This is a genomic window from Bacillus pseudomycoides DSM 12442, assembly GCF_000161455.1.
Taxonomy (GTDB): Bacteria; Bacillota; Bacilli; order Bacillales; family Bacillaceae_G; genus Bacillus_A; species Bacillus_A pseudomycoides.
This window is the reverse complement of the sequence record NZ_CM000745.1, coordinates 1,977,514-1,998,847: the sequence shown is the minus strand read 5'-3', so window position 1 is coordinate 1,998,847 and position 21,334 is coordinate 1,977,514. Positions and strand designations below refer to the sequence as shown.

At 34.6% G+C, this 21,334-nt stretch carries 22 protein-coding genes; 4 read left to right on the top strand and 18 right to left on the bottom strand.

The window, feature by feature from the left end; genetic code table 11:
- Positions 1-302: 302 nt before the first annotated feature.
- The 8 genes from BPMYX0001_RS09935 to asnB all read right to left on the bottom strand — a co-directional run bounded on the left by BPMYX0001_RS09935 (position 303) and on the right by asnB (position 8,059).
- Entirely contained in the window at positions 303-791 is a 489-nt protein-coding gene (locus tag BPMYX0001_RS09935) for a hypothetical protein (RefSeq protein ID WP_033796125.1), read from the bottom strand.
- Between the two features lie 276 nt (positions 792-1,067).
- Positions 1,068-1,715, bottom strand: a complete 648-nt coding sequence (locus tag BPMYX0001_RS09930; RefSeq protein WP_033796124.1) for a nitroreductase family protein — start codon at positions 1,713-1,715, stop codon at positions 1,068-1,070.
- A 104-nt stretch (positions 1,716-1,819) separates the two neighbouring features.
- Entirely contained in the window at positions 1,820-2,698 is an 879-nt protein-coding gene (gene dat, locus BPMYX0001_RS09925) for a D-amino-acid transaminase (RefSeq protein WP_003197405.1), read from the bottom strand.
- A 133-nt stretch (positions 2,699-2,831) separates the two neighbouring features.
- The gene (locus BPMYX0001_RS09920; RefSeq protein ID WP_033798849.1) at positions 2,832-3,794 is read right to left on the bottom strand and encodes an ABC transporter substrate-binding protein; all 963 of its coding nucleotides are present in this window, start codon (positions 3,792-3,794) and stop codon (positions 2,832-2,834) included.
- Positions 3,795-4,172: 378 nt separating this feature from the next.
- Entirely contained in the window at positions 4,173-5,168 is a 996-nt protein-coding gene (locus tag BPMYX0001_RS09915) for an N-acetylmuramoyl-L-alanine amidase (RefSeq protein ID WP_003207118.1), read from the bottom strand.
- Positions 5,169-5,268: 100 nt separating this feature from the next.
- Positions 5,269-5,598 carry a hypothetical protein gene (locus BPMYX0001_RS09910; RefSeq protein WP_018766421.1) on the bottom strand — a complete coding sequence of 110 codons (330 nt, stop codon included), beginning with the start codon at positions 5,596-5,598 and terminating at the stop codon, positions 5,269-5,271.
- Positions 5,599-5,654: 56 nt separating this feature from the next.
- A complete protein-coding gene (locus BPMYX0001_RS09905; RefSeq protein ID WP_006094741.1) occupies positions 5,655-6,014 on the bottom strand; it encodes a GNAT family N-acetyltransferase in 360 nt (119 codons plus the stop codon).
- A 143-nt stretch (positions 6,015-6,157) separates the two neighbouring features.
- Entirely contained in the window at positions 6,158-8,059 is a 1,902-nt protein-coding gene (gene asnB / locus BPMYX0001_RS09900) for an asparagine synthase (glutamine-hydrolyzing) (protein ID WP_003197399.1), read from the bottom strand.
- A gap of 217 nt (positions 8,060-8,276) precedes the next feature.
- Between asnB and BPMYX0001_RS09895 the strand changes: the two genes are divergently transcribed.
- Entirely contained in the window at positions 8,277-8,744 is a 468-nt protein-coding gene (locus tag BPMYX0001_RS09895) for an Hsp20/alpha crystallin family protein (RefSeq protein WP_006094740.1), read from the top strand.
- A gap of 54 nt (positions 8,745-8,798) precedes the next feature.
- On the opposite strand, the gene BPMYX0001_RS09890 is transcribed toward BPMYX0001_RS09895, so the two are convergent.
- Entirely contained in the window at positions 8,799-9,383 is a 585-nt protein-coding gene (locus BPMYX0001_RS09890; RefSeq protein WP_018766424.1) for an SCO family protein, read from the bottom strand.
- A 344-nt stretch (positions 9,384-9,727) separates the two neighbouring features.
- Between BPMYX0001_RS09890 and BPMYX0001_RS09885 the strand changes: the two genes are divergently transcribed.
- Positions 9,728-10,699 (top strand): MBL fold metallo-hydrolase, encoded by a 972-nt coding sequence (locus BPMYX0001_RS09885; RefSeq protein WP_003197392.1) that lies wholly within the window; start codon positions 9,728-9,730, stop codon positions 10,697-10,699.
- Positions 10,700-10,987: 288 nt separating this feature from the next.
- Here BPMYX0001_RS09885 and BPMYX0001_RS09880 read toward each other — a convergent pair whose 3' ends face one another.
- From BPMYX0001_RS09880 to tatA, 4 genes are all read right to left on the bottom strand, one after another.
- Positions 10,988-11,830, bottom strand: coding sequence for a DegV family protein (locus BPMYX0001_RS09880; protein WP_006094739.1), 843 nt, complete (start codon positions 11,828-11,830; stop codon positions 10,988-10,990).
- Between the two features lie 153 nt (positions 11,831-11,983).
- Positions 11,984-12,235 (bottom strand): DUF2535 family protein, encoded by a 252-nt coding sequence (locus BPMYX0001_RS09875; protein WP_000605583.1) that lies wholly within the window; start codon positions 12,233-12,235, stop codon positions 11,984-11,986.
- A gap of 154 nt (positions 12,236-12,389) precedes the next feature.
- The gene (tatC, locus tag BPMYX0001_RS09870; RefSeq protein WP_078211789.1) at positions 12,390-13,118 is read right to left on the bottom strand and encodes a twin-arginine translocase subunit TatC; all 729 of its coding nucleotides are present in this window, start codon (positions 13,116-13,118) and stop codon (positions 12,390-12,392) included.
- Positions 13,119-13,192: 74 nt separating this feature from the next.
- Entirely contained in the window at positions 13,193-13,357 is a 165-nt protein-coding gene (gene tatA / locus BPMYX0001_RS09865) for a twin-arginine translocase TatA/TatE family subunit (RefSeq protein ID WP_001132888.1), read from the bottom strand.
- 192 nt (positions 13,358-13,549) lie between these two features.
- Here tatA and trhA point away from each other — a divergent pair, with 192 nt between their 5' ends.
- On the top strand, positions 13,550-14,206 hold the full coding sequence (gene trhA, locus BPMYX0001_RS09860; protein ID WP_018766426.1) for a PAQR family membrane homeostasis protein TrhA: 657 nt from the start codon (positions 13,550-13,552) through the stop codon (positions 14,204-14,206).
- A gap of 35 nt (positions 14,207-14,241) precedes the next feature.
- Here trhA and BPMYX0001_RS09855 read toward each other — a convergent pair whose 3' ends face one another.
- From BPMYX0001_RS09855 to BPMYX0001_RS09835, 5 genes are all read right to left on the bottom strand, one after another.
- Positions 14,242-14,961 (bottom strand): lysophospholipid acyltransferase family protein, encoded by a 720-nt coding sequence (locus BPMYX0001_RS09855; protein ID WP_003197382.1) that lies wholly within the window; start codon positions 14,959-14,961, stop codon positions 14,242-14,244.
- A 111-nt stretch (positions 14,962-15,072) separates the two neighbouring features.
- On the bottom strand, positions 15,073-15,708 hold the full coding sequence (locus tag BPMYX0001_RS09850; RefSeq protein ID WP_006094737.1) for an FMN-dependent NADH-azoreductase: 636 nt from the start codon (positions 15,706-15,708) through the stop codon (positions 15,073-15,075).
- 238 nt (positions 15,709-15,946) lie between these two features.
- A complete protein-coding gene (locus tag BPMYX0001_RS09845) occupies positions 15,947-17,932 on the bottom strand; it encodes a penicillin-binding transpeptidase domain-containing protein (RefSeq protein ID WP_033798847.1) in 1,986 nt (661 codons plus the stop codon).
- 185 nt (positions 17,933-18,117) lie between these two features.
- On the bottom strand, positions 18,118-18,606 hold the full coding sequence (locus BPMYX0001_RS09840; protein WP_003197378.1) for a dihydrofolate reductase: 489 nt from the start codon (positions 18,604-18,606) through the stop codon (positions 18,118-18,120).
- 20 nt (positions 18,607-18,626) lie between these two features.
- Entirely contained in the window at positions 18,627-19,583 is a 957-nt protein-coding gene (locus tag BPMYX0001_RS09835) for a thymidylate synthase (RefSeq protein WP_006094735.1), read from the bottom strand.
- A gap of 257 nt (positions 19,584-19,840) precedes the next feature.
- Here BPMYX0001_RS09835 and BPMYX0001_RS09830 point away from each other — a divergent pair, with 257 nt between their 5' ends.
- Entirely contained in the window at positions 19,841-21,298 is a 1,458-nt protein-coding gene (locus BPMYX0001_RS09830) for a serine hydrolase (RefSeq protein ID WP_006094734.1), read from the top strand.
- Positions 21,299-21,334: the final 36 nt, after the last annotated feature.

Below are 21,334 nucleotides of genomic sequence, written 5' to 3'. Positions count from 1 at the left end.
TTTTGATAATTTGTGCTAATTCTTATTGTAACTTATTCAAATTCTTCTTAATGTGTATTTATAAAAAGATAAATTGAAACTTTAATCAGTGGGGGATTCTCCATCCTCCATTAATTATTTCCCCTCACCAATCGGGCTTTTATGGGCAGTTACTCTCCCACCTAATTTCTTTATTTTCACCGAATTTTGAGGTGGGAGTCTTACTGCCCGCAAATGGTAGAATCGGAATAAAAACCAAAAAGGTACATCACTCTTTATCGTGATGTACCTTTCCCTCTCTAACATAACAGAGTATTACCTTTTTAATGTGCAGGTTTATTTTCAAATTTAGCCTGTACAAAGTTAATAACTTTTCCCGCTGGATCATTATTTTCAAATTGAACTGCAGTTATTGTATGATACCCTGTCTCTAACGTTTTTTGCTTTAATTCTACTGTTGTCTGCGTCATGCTAGTAACATGATGTTTATCTTCAAATATATTATCTACGAATACGAATGTTTCTTTATCATTTTGAAAATCAGCAAGTTCTAATTCAACTTGCTGAATTAGAGTATCCTTCTTTACAAATACAGTTGGTATCTTCCCATCTTCAGAAGTACCATCTGGCGTGATTACTTTTACTTTCCCTTCACCAATTGGCATTGTTCCCTCTGGAAAAGGAGTCACACTCTCATCACTTGCATTTACAACTTGTTCTTCTTTTACTGGCTGAGTTTCTTCTTTTCCATTCGGGACACCACACCCCACTAGTAACAAAGCAGACAATCCAGTGATTATGAATTTCTTCAAAATTCATCCCCCCTGTAAATTTATTCTTTATTTATTATACAGAAATAATTATCTGTTCTAAGTTCAGTTTTTTAAACTTCCGTGAACAAACATTCTGTTCATCATTACTGTACCATACTTTCTTTTTTAACATCATTAATTTTTTCAAGAAATAATTAGAAATTCCTTCTTACTCTCCATTTTAGCCCATTATCACTAAAAAATATTCTCCTCTAGAAAAATTAGAAAAAGACATTGATACATCCAATGTCTTTTTCTAATTTTTTACATAACATCCTACAAAATAAACTTTGTAATATCTTTTACTTCTTTTCGAGCAAGTTTCTTCGGTTTATCTTTTGGATACCCTAGCGAAATTACCATATTAATTTGTTTCTCAGGCTCAATCTGTAAATATTGTCGCAGTTCATTTTGAGCTAATAACACCGGCCCTGTCATCGGGCAGGTCCCAAGACCTCTTGCATATGCTGCTAACATTAAATTTTGCGCAGCTAAACAACTACTCTTAATCCCCTCTTCTTCCCATACTGAATCTGGAACGAAATCAATTGGATCAAATATCTTTTCACGAAACTTTGACTCATATGGTGTAGCTAAACATACGATTAAAACCGGTGCATCAGAAAAAGCAGTTGCATATGGTCCAAACGAACGCGTAAGTAATTTGCCTGCTTTTTCTTCTCCTTTTTCCGTTGCTTTTTCAGCCAATTTATGTAAAGCATCCCATGTCATTTGCTCAATTTCTTTAATTTTATCCCGATTCATAATAACAATAAATTCCCACGTTTGTGAGTTCGTATCGCTTGGAGCATAACGAGCACAATCAATAATTTCCTCTATGTCACCAATAGATACTTCTTGTTCTGTAAACTTCCGAACACTGCGTCGTCCGTGAATTACTTCTTTAAATGCTTCATAATTCATATACATAAAATCCCCTTTTATAACGTTTTCAAAAATTGTCCTATGCTTATAATTATATCACGAAAAAAAGCTGGAGGAATACCAGCTTCATTTTCCTTGCGCATTCAATTTATTACTTTAAAGGTAGCGATGCTTTCTTCATAAGCTTCTTGTAACTTCCTTGTAACAGGTCCCCGTTCACCATTACCAAATGATTCGTCTCCAATTTGAATGACAGGGAGTATTTCAAGGGGTGTTGCTGTAAAGAAGCATTCATCTGCCTCGTATACTTCTTGTAATGAAAACCCTCGCTCTTCTACTTCAATATGTAGAGCTGTTGCTAATGAAATGACATGATGACGAGTAATTCCATGTAAAATAAGTTGATCCGCTGGGTGCGTAATCACTTTATTATTTTTTATAATAAAGAAATTCGAATGGCATCCTTCTGTTACAATTCCATCTCGAACTAATATCGCTTCTTGATACCCTTCTTCATTAATTTTATTCTTAATCATAATATTAGGAAGAAGATTTAAAGATTTGATATGGCAAAACTTCCAGCGAATATCCTCTTCCACTGTTACTTTTATTCCCTTTTCCATTAAAGATAGCGGTCTCGGGAATGAAACAATGTTTGCAAAACAAGTTGGCTCTAGATTTGATTCATATACATGATTTCGTGGCTGCATGCCTCTTGAAATTTGAATATACACATTCCCATCCTCTTGAAATTGATTTTTCTCAATTAATTGCTGAAGTTGTTCAATTAATTCTTCTTTTGTAAAAGGTGGAACAAGATGAATTTCCTTCATAGATTTAAAGAATCTTTCTAAGTGTAAATCTAGTAGGTGAGGTTTCCCATTATATAAACGAAACACTTCATATATACCATCACCAAATTGTAAACCTCGCTCTTCTAATGCAACCATTGGCTGTTCTTCCTTCATATTCACAATTCTTCCATTAAACAAAATCCAATCTTTATGAACACCTGTTGCCATATTACCACTCCTTTCCTAATAATTATTTTCATTTTACAACTTATTTGCACTTAATAGTGATGATTTTTCAGTTATTTAAGAATATAAAAACACATCACAATTTAATAGTGATGTGTTTTTATAGGTTATTTACTTATTTCAGAAAGTATTTTTCAATATCATCCAACATAAGATTTGCCGCTTTAATGCCGCCTGCTGTATTCCAAATAACTTCATCTACTTCGAATACTTTATTATTTTTGGAAGCTTGTAGCTGTTTAAAGAGTGGGTCTTCTGTCCATTCTTTCGCTATCGTATTTCCTTCATTATTTTTATTAGCATCTTTATCAGATGTGAAATAGAATAAGTAGTCTCCATCCATATTTGGAATTTGCTCTTTTGTAACACCTTTTATCGCAAAATCATCCTTATCTTGAAGTGTTGGCCTCTTAAATCCGATATCTTGCAAAACAACACCAGAGAATGAATTCTTTTGATAAATACGAACATCACCTGGAACGAAACGAATGATAGAAACTTTAGATACTATTTTATCTCCTAGTTTCTCTTTTATCGCTTCAATACGTTTCTTATAATCATCCAGCGCTTTTTGACCTTCTTTTTCTTTATTTACGGCTTTTGTGTATAACGTAAAGTTTTCTTTCCAATCCCCGCGTAGTGCTTCAGCATAAACAGTAGGTGCAATCTCTTTTAATTGTTCATATACTTTTTCATGACGCATCTTATTCCCAATAATTAAATCAGGCTTTAATTTCATAATCGCCTCTAAATTAACGTCGCGCTCAGTTCCTACAACTTTTGTATCTTTCAATTCTTTTGCTAAATGCGGATACCATTCTTCACCAGCTCTTGGTTTTGTAGAACCAACCGGTGTAACTCCTACCGCTAAAAGTGCCTCGGCACCTTCATTTGTTAGGACAACGACTCTTTTAGGTATTCCTTTAATCGTTGTTTCCCCCATCGCATGCTTAATTACATACGATTCTTTTCCTTCTGCTGCTGTATTCGTTTCTTTCTTCTCTTCTTTGCCACATCCTGCAATCATAACCGTTAACATTACAATGCAGAGAATAAAGATATTTTTAGTTCGGGTCATATGTCCTCCTAGATGAAATTGATTATCATTAACATTTTAAAGATTAATGTATTGACTAAAAGTTGTCAATATATTTTTAAATTTTTTCTAGAATATGTTCTCTCAACTATTCCAACATGGATACAATTTCATCCTACCGATAAACATGGAAAATGAACAGGCATACAAAAGTAATTGTCACTTCAATCAATGCATAACACATGTTTTGACTTGCCCTTTTCAACACGAATTGCATAGCTATTACAATGATAAGTCCAATTAGCATGTTTATAATTTTAATATATTATTTCCTCACAAAAAGCCCTCCCTCTAAGTTCTTCTGTTTGCAAGACATTCAAGGCAGGGTGTCATTCAATTCTATTGTTAATCTTTTATATTTTAATATTGATCATATTTGATATAAGATGGATCATTATATATCCACTGATTTCCTCCTAGGTTTAGCCAACTGTTTTGGTTTGCGTATACTAAATAGGATTCTGGAGAATTTAACTGACGAATCACTGAAGACGATGTTGATGGACCGCTTCTTAAATTCACATTCGTCCCTCGAATATTCGCCACTCCAATCGGACTTCCATCACTATTTCCGTATTTCACATAATCAATATACGATGGATCATTATATATCCATTGGCCTGCCCCTAAATCTAGCCAACCGTTACTTTCCTGATAAACTACATACGATTCTGGAGAATTTAACTGACGAATCACTGAGGATGATGTTGATGGGCCGCTTCTTAAATTCACGTTCTTTCCTCGAATATATGCTACACCTTTTGTTTGAGGAGCTGGACTTGGCGGTTCTGGATTTGGTGGGTTTGGATTTGCCGTTAATCCTAAGATTACAGCAATTCCTCTTGCATATGCTTGGCATAAATCTTCTATAAACTGCGGATTTTTCAATAAATTCGCATCAAATGTTGTATCAATAAAAGCTGTTTCTGTTAATAAAGCATCCATAGCTGTTTCCCTTAGTACTGCATAATTGGCCTTTTTTGCACCACGATCACGCAAACCGTATTTCGTTAAAACAGGATTAACTGCCACATGCATCTTTTGTTGCTTGGCTGCTGCAGAACTGCTATCTGATAGTCCATTATAAATATAACTTTCAAAACCTGTTCCACCGCCACTATTAATATGAAATGAGATGAAAAAATCTGCTCCGAAAGAATTAGCAATATTTGCACGTTCTGATAATGAGATAAAGACATCACTATCGCGCGTCATCTTAATATTAATTGCATAATTTGCAAGTAAAATATCTCGAACACGCTTAGCAATTTGAAGTGTTAGATTTTTTTCAACCAAACCGTTTCCAACAGCACCGGAATCGTATCCGCCATGACCTGCATCTATAACTAGCTTCATATACCATTTCCTTTCTATATTTAATAGAGCTTATATTTATGCTCGTCCTATTTTATGTACAACATAAAAATTTGGTTACAAAACAAACAAAAAAACCACCTTATGTAAGGCGATTTCCATCATCTCGATTGAGCCAATTTAAAATAAATATGTACGACTGATAATGAACATGCCGTATACAAAACAAACAAAATAGAATAGCCATTCCACTGCCACTATATATTAAGCCAAACTTCAAAAAAATGTTCAACATTGGTGGAAAGTGGATTGCATTTTGTAATACATACAAAGTAAAAAACAGAATAAAAAATACCGGAATGTATTGCCATTCATACGGTTTACGCTTTTTACGCATCATTTTCCGGATGAAAATTTGGCATAGTTCTGCTCCTATAAAACAACTCCCTATTAGTAAAAAACCAGACGTCATCGTCATACATCCACCTGCCTTATATTCATTTCTTTCCTTAGTTAACTTCTTTCCTTTTAGAAGCGTTTTATGTACATTTCACCGTTCCATATAAAGCCGAGTCCCTCTATAAAAGATTTAGCTTGTTTAGTTAGATCCCCTTGTAACACCTTGATATCTTTCATATCGCTACTCTTCATCATTTCTTCAAATGTAAAATAAGTGTTCGTTCCATATCCGTAACCTTGATAATCAAAATGAATTATTAAATTAGATAATATAGCACGCTCACCTTGAACGGTATAATCAATTACACCAATATATGTATCATCAATTTTTATACAATATTGAACTTCCTTTATATTCAAACCATTAGAAGCAAACATTTCTTCAACAACTTTTTTTGTTTCTGTATTCACTTTTTCAAACGTAATCATATTTTGTCCATCCTTTTATTATTATTGTATCAACTACAATACGTATTTATGAAAAAAACCTTAAGATCGTATGCAATCTTAAGGTTTTCTTATTTATCCCACTATTGGTGGGATAATAATTAGTGGCGGATGCCAGTTTCACTTTATACTAAGCTATACGCACGCTTTGTTTCTTCATGAAACTCATTTGTATCATATTTATGCTCAACATAAATTTGGTGCCATACCATAAATGCAAGTACTGTCCAAATTTTACGGCTATAATCGCCTTTATCTGCACAATGTGCTTCCAGTAAGTTTAATACATACTGTTTGTCGATTAAATGCTCTGTTTTGCTTTCTTTAATAATATTAACAGCCCAGTCATGCATTTCATCTTTTAACCAATGACGAATTGGTACAGGGAATCCAAGCTTTTTACGATCTAACACGTGATCTGGAACGATTCCGCGCACTGCTTCACGTAAAATTGCTTTTGTTGTTCCATTTGCGATTTTTAATTCTGTTGGAATTTTAGACGCAACGTCAAACACTTCTTTATCTAAGAATGGCACACGAAGTTCTAATGAATTTGCCATCGTCATTTTATCAGCTTTTAATAAAATGTCGCCGCGTAGCCATGTGAACATATCGATGTATTGCATTTTGCTTACATCATCATAATCTTTAATTTCATTATACAATGGCTTCGTGATATCCATATAGTTAACACTTTCATTGTAATACTTCATTAACTCAGCTTTTTCTTCTTCACGGAAGATTTTCGCATTACCATAGTAGCGTTCTTCAATTGGTGTACATCCACGTTCCAAGAAGCTTTTCCCTTTAAATCCTTCTTTTAATGCTCCACTTAATGCTTTTAAGACACTTTTTCCTGGAGTAGGAATATAAGAGAACATTTTTAACGAGTTTGGTTCACGATAAATATTATATCCGCCAAATAGCTCGTCCGCACCTTCACCAGAAAGAACTACTGTTACATGCTTACGCGCTTCTTTTGCTACAAAGTACAACGGTACAGCAGCTGGATCAGCTAAAGGATCATCCATATGCCAAATAATTTTTGGGAATTCGTTCATGAATTCTTTCGCTGTAATGAAGACACTATGGTTTGTAACGCCTAACTTTTCTGCCGTTTCTTTTGCTACATCAACTTCACTAAAGCCGCGGCGTTCGAAACCAACAGAGAATGTTAGAAGATTTGGATTCATTTCTCTTGCGATAGACGCAATGATAGATGAATCGATACCACCAGATAAGAATGAACCTACTGGTACATCACTACGCATATGAACTTTTACAGAATCATACAATACATCGCGAATCGCTTGAATGTGCTCCTCTTTTGTCGCACTTGAAGCATTGAAATATGGTTTCCAGTAGCGATGAATTTCCATCTCTTTACCGATTTCTTTTACGAAATAATGACCAGGTTCGATTTTATTAATATCAACAGTTAATGTTTCTGGTTCTGGTCCATATTGATACGTAAAGTAATGTTGCAGAGAAGTTGGATTTACCCCTTTATCTTGCATAACATGCATGATACTTTTCTTTTCAGATGCAAAGAATGTTGTATCACCTTGCTGCGCGATATATAGCGGCTTAATACCGAAGTGGTCACGTGCACCGAAAAGTTTCTTTTCTTCACGATCCCAAATCATAAATGCAAACATACCACGTAGGTAATCTACACATTTCTCTTTCATGTGTGCATACAATGCGATAATAACTTCTGTATCAGATTGCGTTGCAAATGTTGCACCTTTTTCAAGTAGCATTTCACGTAATTCTACATAGTTGTAAATTTCACCATTAAAAATAATTACATATCGATCATTTTCATAAGTTAGCGGCTGATGTCCTGCCTCTAAGTCAATGATACTTAAACGGCGGAAGCCAAATTGTACATGTTCATCACGAAAATATCCCTCGTCATCTGGACCACGGTGGAAAATAATCGTATTCATATTTTCAAATTGATGTTTTTCTGTTTCTGAAAACTCTCTAGGGTTTTCACATAAACATCCTACAAAACCACACATACTTCTTACCCTCTTTCAGTTTTCATTCTGTTTCTATACTACTATATCAACCCTATTTATACTAGCATAATCAACTCGATATGGCGATAAAAACTATAAAAAAATCACTCCATTTCACATTTTACCCAATTTTTTTGTGCAAACATGAAAAATAGGCACTCACATTTGCACACATTTGTCATATGATATTGCAAATTGATTTCTAGGAGGCAAAAACATGAGTGATGAAAAAAAAGAATCTTCGTCTCGTCCACCAATTCGTAGTTACTTAAAACAAATTGATGATTTTTTTGAACAAACGCCATTACGTGATGTAATTGCGGATATGAATCACTTTTTTCAAAAAGGAAACCGCTTATTAACATTCCCTGTCGACCTATATGAAACTGGAGAAGAACTGGTCATAAAAGCAGAACTCCCGGGCGTTCAAAAGGAAAAAATCCAAATAGAAATTCAAAGTGAATACTTAAAAATCTCTGTTACTGAAGAAATCATGGAAGAAACAAAAGATGAAGTTTCACATAATTACTATCGCCGTGAGCGATCCATGTCAGGTGCTTCTCGCATGATTAAGCTTCCATATCTAATTAAGAAAAAAAGTGCAAAAGCTTCCTATCAAAACGGTATTTTAGAAATCCGCGCTCAAAAACTTCCACAACAGCACGATATTTTATCCATAGATTAACCATTATATATATATTTTCCATATCCAAAAAGAAGGATGCCCAGCATCCTTCTTTTATTTCAAGAGTCGCTCCATATCACGTAAAATGTCTTCGTATGGTGTCTTACTAATTCCACTGTATTGCTTCATTACTTTTCCTTCTTGATCAACTAGGAAGAACGATGTTCCATGGATGACTTGACCATTTTCCGGTTTATCTACTAACGTTTGGAAATTATCCTTTGCAAATTTTTTCACATCTTCTAATGAGTACCCTGTTAGCAAATTCCAATTTTTCGTATCATCTGTGAACTTTTGTATAAATGCTTTCAAATTCTCTGGTTTATCCACTTCAGGATCTACACTAAACGAAACGAATTGAACATCTAATTTTTTCTCTTTCGCCATCTTTTGTAGCTTTGCCATATTAGCAGTCATTGGTGGACAAACCGTTTGACAATTGGTAAACATAAAGTCAGCCACCCATACTTTCCCTTTTAAATCTTTTGTTCCAAACTTTTTACCATCTTGATTTATGTATTGAAAAGTTTCTAAATCCCAATTTAATGGTTTACGGAGTTTTGATCCTGAGCCGCATCCTGCAAGTATAAAGAAGCAAAAAACAACTATGAGACCAATCAGCTTTTGATAACGCTTCATTTTCAAACCTCTCTTCTCTTTTCTAAATTTATGTATGACATGTTTATCATAACAAAAGTAAACACTATGAGAAAATTGTTTATCCAATTTGTTCACGAAATCGTACGAATTTAGGTATGTTACTTCCTATTTTCGAGCGAATTACTAGACAACTGTTTCATTGTTTACTAAAATTATCTCCTTCCCGTCTCTTTACACAATAATTTTCAATAAGTCACTCGCTTTGTAAAGATATCCACACTATTTTTTACAATTTTTTAATCGTTAATCAATTTCCCTCACTTTTTTCCTTTACAACATTTCGATACAATACAACTACAAAGATTTTAAATGAGGTGATGTTCATGGCAAAGCGCTATGAAAATATGGATAATGTTAGTACAAAAAAACCACTTCGTTCTTTTTTACGTTGGCGTAAAGAACGAAAACAAAACAAAAAAGATTTTTCTTATCTAGTAGAACAATCACCTGTAAAGAGTAGCCAGTTTTTACGAACGAACACTGAAAAAACAACAATTACATGGATAGGTCACTCAACATTCCTTATACAAACAAACGGGCTCAACATTTTAACAGATCCAGTATGGTCAAAGAAAATAAAGCTTGTACCGAGGCTAACGAATCCCGGCCTTACATTACAGGAATTACCTAAGATTGATATTGTCCTCATTTCACACGGTCATTATGACCATTTGGACTTTTCTACACTTCGTCTATTGAATTCAGATGTTCTATACTTAGTACCTACTGGATTAAAAAAGTTATTTACAAGAAAAAAATTTATGCGAGTAGAAGAATATAACTGGTGGGAATTCACAAAAATTAATGATGTAGCATTTCACTTCGTACCGGCGCAGCACTGGACAAGAAGATCATTGTTTGATATGAATACTTCCCACTGGGGTGGATGGGTTATCGATAATAGCACAACAGATGAAACAATTTACTTTTGTGGTGATAGTGGCTATTTCCAAGGGTTTAAAGAAATTGGCAACCGATTTTCTATTGATATCGCCTTAATGCCTATTGGTGCATATGAACCAGAATGGTTTATGAAAGTATCACATGTTTCCCCCGAGGAAGCAGTGCAAGCCTTTTTAGATGTAAAAGCAACGCATTTCATTCCAATGCATTACGGTACATTTGCACTTGCTGATGAGACACCTAGAGAAGCTATTACCCGACTTCGTAACAACTGGAATTTACGTATGTTACCTTGGGAACAACTTCACGTATTATTTCTTGGTCAAACGTATTTTCCAGAAAAAATGCCCTCTGAGGAAAAAGAATCCATAAAGGAACACGCAAAATTATAAATCCCTTTCCCCTTTTATGCATATTATAAACTAAGGCTTTAATGAACTGCTGATTTTCTGTTCATATAAGAACCGATAAAAGGAGAAAGGAATATTAAATGAGGGAGTATTTACAACGACGCTTTATGATTTCAATAAGCGCCATCATCACGATTATCATCGTCTATTACAATCAGTTATAACATCTTAATTAATAGAACTTCTTCCCCACTCCTAAATAGTCTCATTCATTTAAAATGTTGCTGTAGATGAAAAGATAAAAAGAGCTACCCTCAAGTAGCTCTTTTTCTATTCAGCAAAATATGAAAATCCGATTGCCCCTACACCAGTGTGTGTGCTAATTATAGGCGTTGTGTAAAAAATTTCCGTTTGTGTAAATCCACTAATTTTTTCAACTGCTTCTTTCATTTTTTGTGCTAACGGTAATGCTTTCGCATGTGGTACAGCTACCGCCTTTACTGTTTTACCAGCTATATCTTCCTCAAACATTTTTATCAATGTTTTCACAATTTGACCTTTGCTGCGTACCTTCGCAACAGGATTATATACACCATCATCAATACTTGCAATTGGCTTAATGTTTAATAAAGATCCGATCATAGCTGTTCCTTTTCCAATCCGACCGCCTTTTACAAGGTTTTCTAACGTATCAACAACTACAAATAGACGAGTATTTTTACGAACTTCTTCAACACGCTTTAAAATATCCTCCAAAGAACGTTCTTCCTTCGTCATTTTTGCTGCTTCAATTACTTGATACGATAAAGCATGCGTAATAAACAATGAGTCTACCACTGTAACTTTCGTATCTGTCATCGTTGCTGCAGTATTAGCTGTTGCAACTGACCCACTTAAACCATGCGTTAAGTGAATGGAAAGAACTTGGCTACCGTCCTCCCCTAAACGATCATACATTTCAACAAACGATCCGACTGCTGGCTGTGATGTTTTTGGTAATTCTTCTGATTTTTGCATTTCTTCAATAAATTCATCCGGCTGTAAATCTACACGATCTAAGTATGTTTTTCCATTTACAGAAATCGACAATGGAATAACATGAATATCATATTTTTGAATCACATCTTGTGATAAATCCACCGTTGAGTCTGTAACAATTTTAATTTTTTGCATATTTTACTTCTTCCCTTTCCAATACGCTCTCCTTGTTATTATACTAGTATTCACAATGCTTTCAACAGTTTGAAGTGATTTTCGACAAATTTCTTTGACTTTTATGTCTAAAAAGAAAATGACAGAGCTTATTTGCTCTGTCTCTATTTTAGACTATGCATTTTTTTCAAGCGAGTTTGTTTGATATACATTTGAATAATCATTCCACTTTAAGCAACTTTGTAAATATTCGCGAAAAGAGTATGAGAATCTCGGTTGTTTTTGTTTTTGAATTTTAGCAATAAATAGTTGAAGACGTGACTGAATTAGAAATGCTAATGGGTGTTGTGCTTGTAGGACAGGGATTTCAAATATTTTGATACAATTCCCTGTTGAATGAGTGAAATAAAAACTTTTCATAATCACGATATCAATCCTCTTTTTTATTGGATTTATAACTTCAGTATAAACTTACACTAGTGAAAAGTTTGTCTAAATTTCGGAGATTCTATAATTTTTTTCTTCTTTATATTGTATACAGTTATAAGTATAGTATAACAAATAAATAAAAAAAGTGCCTTTATAATGAGGCACTTTTTGATTCTGTATTCATTTCTCTTTTTATTTTCCTCTTATACACAAACTTTGATGCTGTAATACTTAATTCATAAATTACAAGAAGTGGTATCGCTACTGAAAAATCAGAAATAAAGTCTGGCGGTGTAATACAAACAGCAATTACAATTAAAATAAAATACGCATATCTTCTCACCTTTTGTAGTGCTATTGGATTAAGAACACCTATACTAGTTAAAAACATCGTAACGACAGGAAGTTCAAATATCACAGCAAATGGTACTGTCATATTCATCACAAACGAAAAATACTTATCCGTCGTAAACATTGTCTGAAACATATCATCACCAAGACTCATTAAAAATTGCAAAATAAATGGTAAAATCAGAAAATAGCCGAAGCAAAGTCCTCCAATAAATAATAGAAATAATGCCGGGATATACAGAATTGTCATTTTACGCTCATGTTTATGTAGAGCTGGTTTTACAAATAACCAAATTTGTAAAGCTGCAACTGGTATTGTACATACAATTGAAAAGACAGCTGCAATCACAAAATAAATCCATAAAATATCACTTGGACCTAAAACAGTTAATTTCATATTTAAATCTTTTACGATAAAATTATATATTTCTTTCGTAAATGAAAAGCCAATGACAATAAAAATCAGAAACGTCAGCGCTGTTATAATGAGTCGCTTTCTTAACTCTCCAAGATGCTCTATGACACTCATCTCTTGATTGTCCACTCTTATCACCACATTCCCCACTCGCTATATACCATAGAAACAAAATAACCTAGTGAAATTTATTTCTTTTCTTCCGTATCATCATGCAAACCCTTTGCAGACTTTTTAAACTCTTTTAATGTTTCCCCAAAAGCTCGTCCAATTTCAGGTAACTTTTTTGGACCGAAAATAATTAAAGCGAGTACTAAAATTAATATCAAACCCGGAACCCCAATATTTGGCATATGACTTCCCCCTTAATCTCACTTAATTTTATTTTGTCAAAAAATTTTGTAAACGTCAATGCATCTATTAGCTTTTGTCAAAAAAATTCGAAAATATAATCACTTAAACAATTTTCATTTTCTATTTCTTATGTATATGATATGGTAAAGGAAATTACACCTTACTTCATCAAACATGAAAGGAATCAAATTATGACTCAAAAAATAACACGAATGACGCAATTCGTAAAAGAGGAAATTGCCAATGCGATTACCCATGGCATCGGTGCCATTTTAAGCATTCCTGCATTAATAATACTAATTATGCATGCATCAAAGCATGGTACTGTATCTGCTATTGTTGGATTTACAGTTTACGGCGTGAGCATGTTTCTACTATATTTGTTTTCTACGCTATTACATAGCATCCACCACCCGAAAGTAGAAAAATTATTTACGATTTTAGATCACTCGGCCATCTATCTCTTAATTGCCGGCACGTATACACCATTCTTACTAATTACTCTAAGAGGGCCACTCGGCTGGACATTACTTGCAATTATTTGGACACTGGCCATCGGTGGAATTATTTTCAAAATTTTCTTTGTACGCCGTTTTATTAAAATGTCAACACTGTGCTATATCATTATGGGCTGGCTCATTATCGTCGCTATTAAACCACTTTATGAAAATTTAACCGGGCATGGATTTTCACTATTGTTAACCGGTGGGATCCTATATTCAGTAGGGGCTATATTTTTCCTTTGGGAAAAGCTGCCCTTCAACCATGCAATTTGGCACCTTTTTGTATTAGGTGGTAGTGCAATGATGTTCTTCTGCGTCTTGTTTTATGTATTGCCTGTTGCATAAAAAAGTCTCAGCTTTTCAAGCTGAGACTTTTTTTATTACTTATGTAATTGAGCCGCAATAATATCTTTCGTATGCTGCGTTAATTCTTTTATATCCATACTTGCATATTGCTCAGGTGTAATTGGTTTAGAAATGGTTACTGTTGCATGAGCAGGCTTCATGCGATTTCCATTCGCCTCAAACATCTTATATGTTCCGTCTACAGTTACTGGTAAAATAGCTACTCCGGCTTTTACAGCAAGATGAAAACTTCCTGCTTTAAACTCCCCCATTTCGCCCGCCTTACTGCGCGTTCCTTCTGGGAAAATTACGATAGAATGTCCATTCTTTAAAAGTTCAATTCCATCTTTAATAGCTTGGAGCGACTGACGACGATTACTACGATCCATAAACACACAATTCATCAATTCCATCCAAGTTGGTACAATCGGAAATTTTTTAATTTCTGCTTTTGAAACAAACCCAATCGGTTTATTCAAGTACCCAAGTAAAACTGGAATATCCATATCACTTTGATGATTACTTACAACAAGGACCGGTTTATCTTTCGGCACATTTTCAATTCCATTTACTTGTACAGTCGACCCAGCTACACGAACCATTTTCTTACCAAACCAGTTTGTTGTTTTATACACGAGGCGATCTTTCTCTTGTGGCGACATTGTCTGTGCTTTTCGTTTTATACGCCATAATCTCGGTGTAATACCAATTACAATTACAATTAAATAAAAGATTTTAAAAAACGTTTGAATCATATAGAACCCCCACTTATTCTCATTCCGTCCTTCATTATACTAGACAAACGAAGGAAAAAGAAGAAAAAATGTCCAAACGACAAGCGTTTGGACATTTTTGAGTTTTCTATATTAGAAACGTTTTGCTAATTCGCGAGCATTTGCAATTGCCGCTTCTTTAATTTCTGGTGCTTTTTCAGGGTTTGCATTCATACCTTCAACCGCAAGGTAGTCTACATCAGATATACCCATAAATCCTAATACTGCATTTAAGTGCTTGCGGCCAAAGTCCATTGCTGCGTATGGTCCTTCAGAGTAAACGCCACCTGTAGCTTGAATGTGAAGTGCTTTTTTCCCTTCTAGTAAACCAACTGGTCCGTTTTCAGTATATTTAAAAGTTTTACCTGCGATAGACAAGTTATCTAAGTATGCTTTTACTACTGGTGGATAACTAAAGTTCCACATTGGCGTTACAAACACATAACGATCTGCATTCATAAATGTTTCTAAGTTTGTATTCATTGCTGCAATTTTTTGTTGTTGGCTTTCGCTTAACGTTTCAAAGCCTTCACCTGCTGCAAATTTACCCCAAGCTGTAAATACTTCTGCATCAATTGCTGGTACAGCTGTGTTAAATAGATCAATTGTTACCACTTCATCTTGTGGATGTTCATTTTTATATGCTTCGATGAATGATTCCCCTACTGCCATACCGAAAGATGCTTCTGCTGAATTTGGATTTGCTGTAATAAATAGTACTTTTGTCATTTTTATTCTCTCCCTTAATAATTATCTTTAATTTGAGATTTTTAATAAAAAAGTAAATTACTTACCTTATGTAAGTATAATACAAAAACATTCTTTTTCTGTCAATAAAAAATAGCTACTTTTTTTTCGTAAGTAGATAATTCTCCTATCTCCATTTCATTGAATATTCACATTTCATTATTCAATCTTCACGAAAAAAGCTATCTCCTTTTTTAAGGAGATAGCTTTTTCCTAAGCATTACTTTTGAAAAACATGTTTCACTTTTTCACCAGGTACGTTACTTCCACCCCGGCCTTTTACATCTTCAATCATCATCGTAACAATCATATTCGGTGAATTTACATCAAAAGCAGCGAACCATCCAAGTTCTTTTCCATCTGCTTCCTTCGACTCTTTTAACTCAGCTGTTCCCGTTTTTCCAGCGAGAGTCATACCGTCAATCTTAGCAATTTTCCCTGTACCATCTTCATCATTAATTACTTTTGTTAACGTATTTTTTAATATATCTTGGTTCCCTTTAGAAATCACATTTTCTTTCCAAGGTTTAACTTGTTTATCATCTTTAATAAGATGTGGGGATGGTATATTCCCTTCATTTACAATCGGTGCATACGTTAATGCCAAATGAAGAGGCGTCATTAATACTTGGCCTTGTCCATACCCTGTATCAGCCATTTGAATATCATTTTTAATGCCATCTTTTGCAATTTTTGAAACCGGGAATGGATATTCAATTGGTAACTTTTCATCGAATCCAAATTTCTTTGCTTCACTCATAAATTTATCTTTCCCAATTTTTATTGCTTGTTGTGCAAAGTAAATGTTATCAGAAAACTTCATTGCTTTATCAAAATCAATTGGACTTGCATCTTTTACACGTGTTACATAATAATTTCCCCATGAAGAATCTTTTGTCCATTGTAATCCTTCAATTTTCAATTCCTCTTTTGGATCAATTGTTTTCGTTTCAAGACCAATCGCACCTGTAATTGCTTTAAATACAGAACCTGGTGCCGATGCTTGTGTAAAGCGATTTGTCATTGGCTTTTTCGGATCATTATTCCATGCTTCACGTTGTGTTTTTGATGCACCCCTTACTATTACATTCGGGTTGTACGCAGGGCTACTCACAAGTGCAATTGTTTCACCAGTCTGCGGATTTATCGCTGCACTTGAACCAGCTTCTCCCTTCATTTCGTTAAAGATTTTTTCCTGAACTGTACTATCAATTGTTAACGTAACATTTTCTCCATCTTTTGCTTCAATTTTAGCTAATTCTTTTTTCTCTTTTCCTTGTGCATCCTCCATGAAGACACGGCCACCTTTTTTACCACGTAGCTTCTCTTCAAATACTTGCTCCAAACCAGCTTTTCCAACTGGGTCATCTGCCTGATATCCTTTTTTCTGTAAATCCTTTAAATCTTCTGCATTCACTTTCCCCATATATCCTGTTAAATGAGCAGCAGCCTCTCCCAATGGATATGTACGAACATTGACTTGTCGAGTCGTTACACCGTCTAAAGAAATATAATCATTTTGCGTTGCACCTTCTTGTAAAATCCCAATTGGTACAAATGAATCTGGTTTAATCCATTTTGCCGCAAGCTTTTGATCTATCTCTTCTACAGACATATTCAGCAACTTTCCAATTGTTTCCTTTGTCTGTGGTGCAGCCTCTCCTAGTTTACCTGGAATGATGCCAATTTCATTTGCTCTTCCATTCGTTGCAAGTCCTTTTCCATTACGATCATATATCTCCCCACGCTTCGCTTGAAACGTTTGCATACGTACTTTACTGTCTTTTGTCATGCCTGGAAAAATAAAATCTGGAGTCCAGTCTATTTTCCAAGATTCTTTATCTCCATCTTTCTCTTTCACAAGCTTTGCTTCGTGAGAAAAGGAAATTTTCCCACCAACTGTATCCATACTCACATTAAAAGGAACTGGCCCTTTATCTTCTTTATCCTCTTTTACTTTTCCTGTTTCTATCTTTAGATTTTTAACCTCAATGCCCGCATAAATCTTTTCATACTTCTCTGTAAAATCTTTTTTTGAAATAGATTTTTTTGCATCTTCTGACAATTGATCATACATATCTGCAAATTTTTGCTTATTCCACGCTTTTGCATATGTATCAAATGCTTGTGCTGGCTTTTCTTCTTTACCACATCCTACTAGCATGAGTGTGAAGCAAAGAAAAAGCAATCCCCATAGTTTTTTCAACCGATTCTCCTCCTTTAGTTAAGCAAAGAAATAATAAATATAAATCTGTCTTTTATGGATTTTTCCTAAGCTACTAAAACTTACAACCTCTACCATTATATCATCAAAAAAGTTCATTCATAAAGTTTTATCTTATTATCCAAATAAAAAGATTGATGTGAACATACACATCAATCTTTTTATGATTATTTTTGTTTTTCATATATGTGATAGTAATATGTGTACGGATTCTTTTCATCCGTAACACCTTTTTCCACAAAAACTTCTTTCCACTCTTTCATATTCATTTCTGGGAAGAATGTATCTCCTTCAAATGAATGGTGAATCTTTGTTATATAAAGCTTGTTCACATATGGTAAGAACAATTCGTAAATTTGCGCTCCACCAAAAATAAAAATTTCTTCTTCATTTTTACATAACTCAAATACTTCTTCTACTGACTGCGCAATTTCACAGCCTTCTACATGATAATTCATATTGCGCGTTACGATAATATTTCGTCTTCCTGGAAGTGGTCTTCCAATCGCTTCATAGTTTTTTCTCCCCATAATAAGTGGGTGACCCATTGTTGTCTTCTTAACATATTGCAATTCACTTGGTAAATGCCACGGTAATTTATTATCCTTACCGATGACTTTATTTTCATCCATTGCGACCATAAATGAAATAATCATATTTTCATCTCCTTTTGCGTTTACACTGCGACAGGTGCTTTAATTGCAGGATGTGGATCATAACCTTCTAATGTTAAATCATCCATTTCAAAATCAAAAACAGACTTTACATCTGGATTTAATTTTAGCGTTGGAAACGGACGTGGTTCACGCGCTAACTGCTTTTCCACTTGTTCAAAATGATTTGTGTAAATATGTGCGTCTCCAATCGTATGAACGAACTCTCCTGCTTCTAAACCACATTCGTGCGCGATTAAATGTGTTAACAATGAGTAGCTTGCAATATTAAATGGAATGCCAAGGAAAATATCACCGCTTCGTTGATATAACTGACACGAAAGCTTTCCGTCTGCTACGTAAAATTGAAATAGCGTATGACAAGGCGGAAGTGCCATACTTGGCACATCTTCAGGATTCCAAGCAGAAACAAGTAAGCGACGAGAATCTGGTGTTTTCTTAATCATTTCGATTACATCTTTTAACTGATCAATCGTCTCACCTGCTGTCGTTTTCCAAGCACGCCATTGTTTTCCATATACATCTCCTAAATAGCCATACTGATTTGCAAAATCATCATCTTCCAGTACATTCTTTTTAAACAAATCCATTTGCTCATCATATTGTTTCTTAAACTCTTCATCCTGCTGAGAGCGAAGTCCAAAGTCCGTCATATCTGGCCCTTCATACGCATCGCTTTCTACCCAGCTTTTAAACGCCCATTCATTCCAAATATTATTGTTATTTTGTAGTAAATAACGAATATTTGTATCGCCTTTCATGAACCAAAGAAGTTCACTAGCTACTAAGCGGAATGGCACACGCTTTGTCGTTAACAAAGGGAATCCCTTGCTAAGGTCAAAACGCATTTGATATCCAAATACAGATACAGTCCCTGTTCCTGTACGATCTTCTTTTTTTGTACCATGCTCCATCACATGGCGACACAGATTTAAGTATTCATATTCAGCATGTTTCATATGTAAGAAAAACCCTCTTTCGCATCTATTTCCTATATGGAGTTTATCATACAAAAAATAATTCTGCATGCAAAATTCTCAGTAAAACTTATTGAAAAATATTTCAATATAGTAAGTATTAACAGAAATCTAGTATAGGATATCCATTTTAATGAATCTTACAAAATTCTTAACTTTTCATCTTTTAAGAGGTATTTCACTCTTTACCAAAGAAACTATAGTGCGGAAGTATAAAATAATATTTGGAGGTTAGAAGCATGTCTAAAATTGAAATTCCTGTTATTAGTTCATTACAAACAACAATTGAAAAAATGATGAAAGATCTACACGTTCCTGGGGCTGCTGTCGCAGTTATAAAAGATGGAGAAGTCATTGTTTCAGAAGGATTTGGCTATCGTGATTCAAAACAGAAAAAACCGGTTACGCCTCAAACACGCTTTGCAATTGGATCTGCGACCAAGGCATTTGGCACCCTATCTTTAAGCCTATTAGCACAACAAAAAAAGTTTGATTGGGATACTCCTGTTCAATCTTATATCCCTACCTTCGCTTTATCAGATATACTTGCAAGCTCCCAAATTACAGCACGTGATTTAGCTTCCCACCGCTCTGGCGTTAGTCGTCATGATGCTCTTTGGTACAACTCTTCCTTAACTCGAAAAGACATCGTTGAAAAAACAAAGCATTTATCACTTGATGCACCATTTCGCACAGCTTTCTTATATAACAACTTAATGTATGCAACAATTAGCTATATTGTAGAAAACATTACAAATCAGACATGGGAGCAATACGCCAAAGAACATATTTTAGCACCACTTCAAATGGAGCAAACAAACTTCTCTGTCACAGACTCACAAAATACGAATGACTACGCATTGCCTTACGTTGAGAAAGATGGAGAAATAAAAGAGGTACCATTCCGTAATATTGATACAGTAGGAGCTGCTGGATGCATCAATTCAACAATTGCAGATATGGCAAATTGGGTACTTTTCCATCTTAATCAAGGAAAAACAGGAGATCACGAATTACTATCTTCTGAATTATTACAACAAATGTATACGCCGCACAATACAATTCCTGATCAGCCACTTTTATCGCCCCCTGAATCACCAGTAAATAGTTATGGTCTTGGTTGGTTTATTAGTTCTTACCGTGGCTATAAAGTAATTCATCATAGCGGAGGTATCGATGGATTTTCTGCACTTGTCTCATTTATTCCAAAAGAAAATATAGGCCTTGTCATATTAACGAACGCCGGAAGCACCTTACTTCCTAGTTATCTTGCAAATCAAATCTATGACGAACTCCTCGGATTGGAAACAATTGATTGGCATAAGCGTGCTATAGAAGACACCGCTCAATTGAAAAAAATGATGAAAGAAGTAAACCAATCACTTCCAGAACAAGTAAAAGAGACCGTACCTTCTCATGCATTAGAAGACTATATTGGAACATTCGAACACCCTGCTTATGGAACACTAGAAGTGTATAAACAAAATGAAGAGTTATATTTACAGTTCACAGAACTAAAAGTTCGGTTACATCACCATCATTATGATATGTTTTATGCAACATTAGACTTATTCCAAATAGAAATGAATGTGTTGCTTGCTTATGAGATGGATATAAAAGGGGAATTCCAAACAATCCAATTACATGTACCAGTTATGTTAAGTACACAGCCTCTTACATTTACGAAGATTAAATAAAAATACAACAATCTAAACTTATAATAGAGGAAAGCT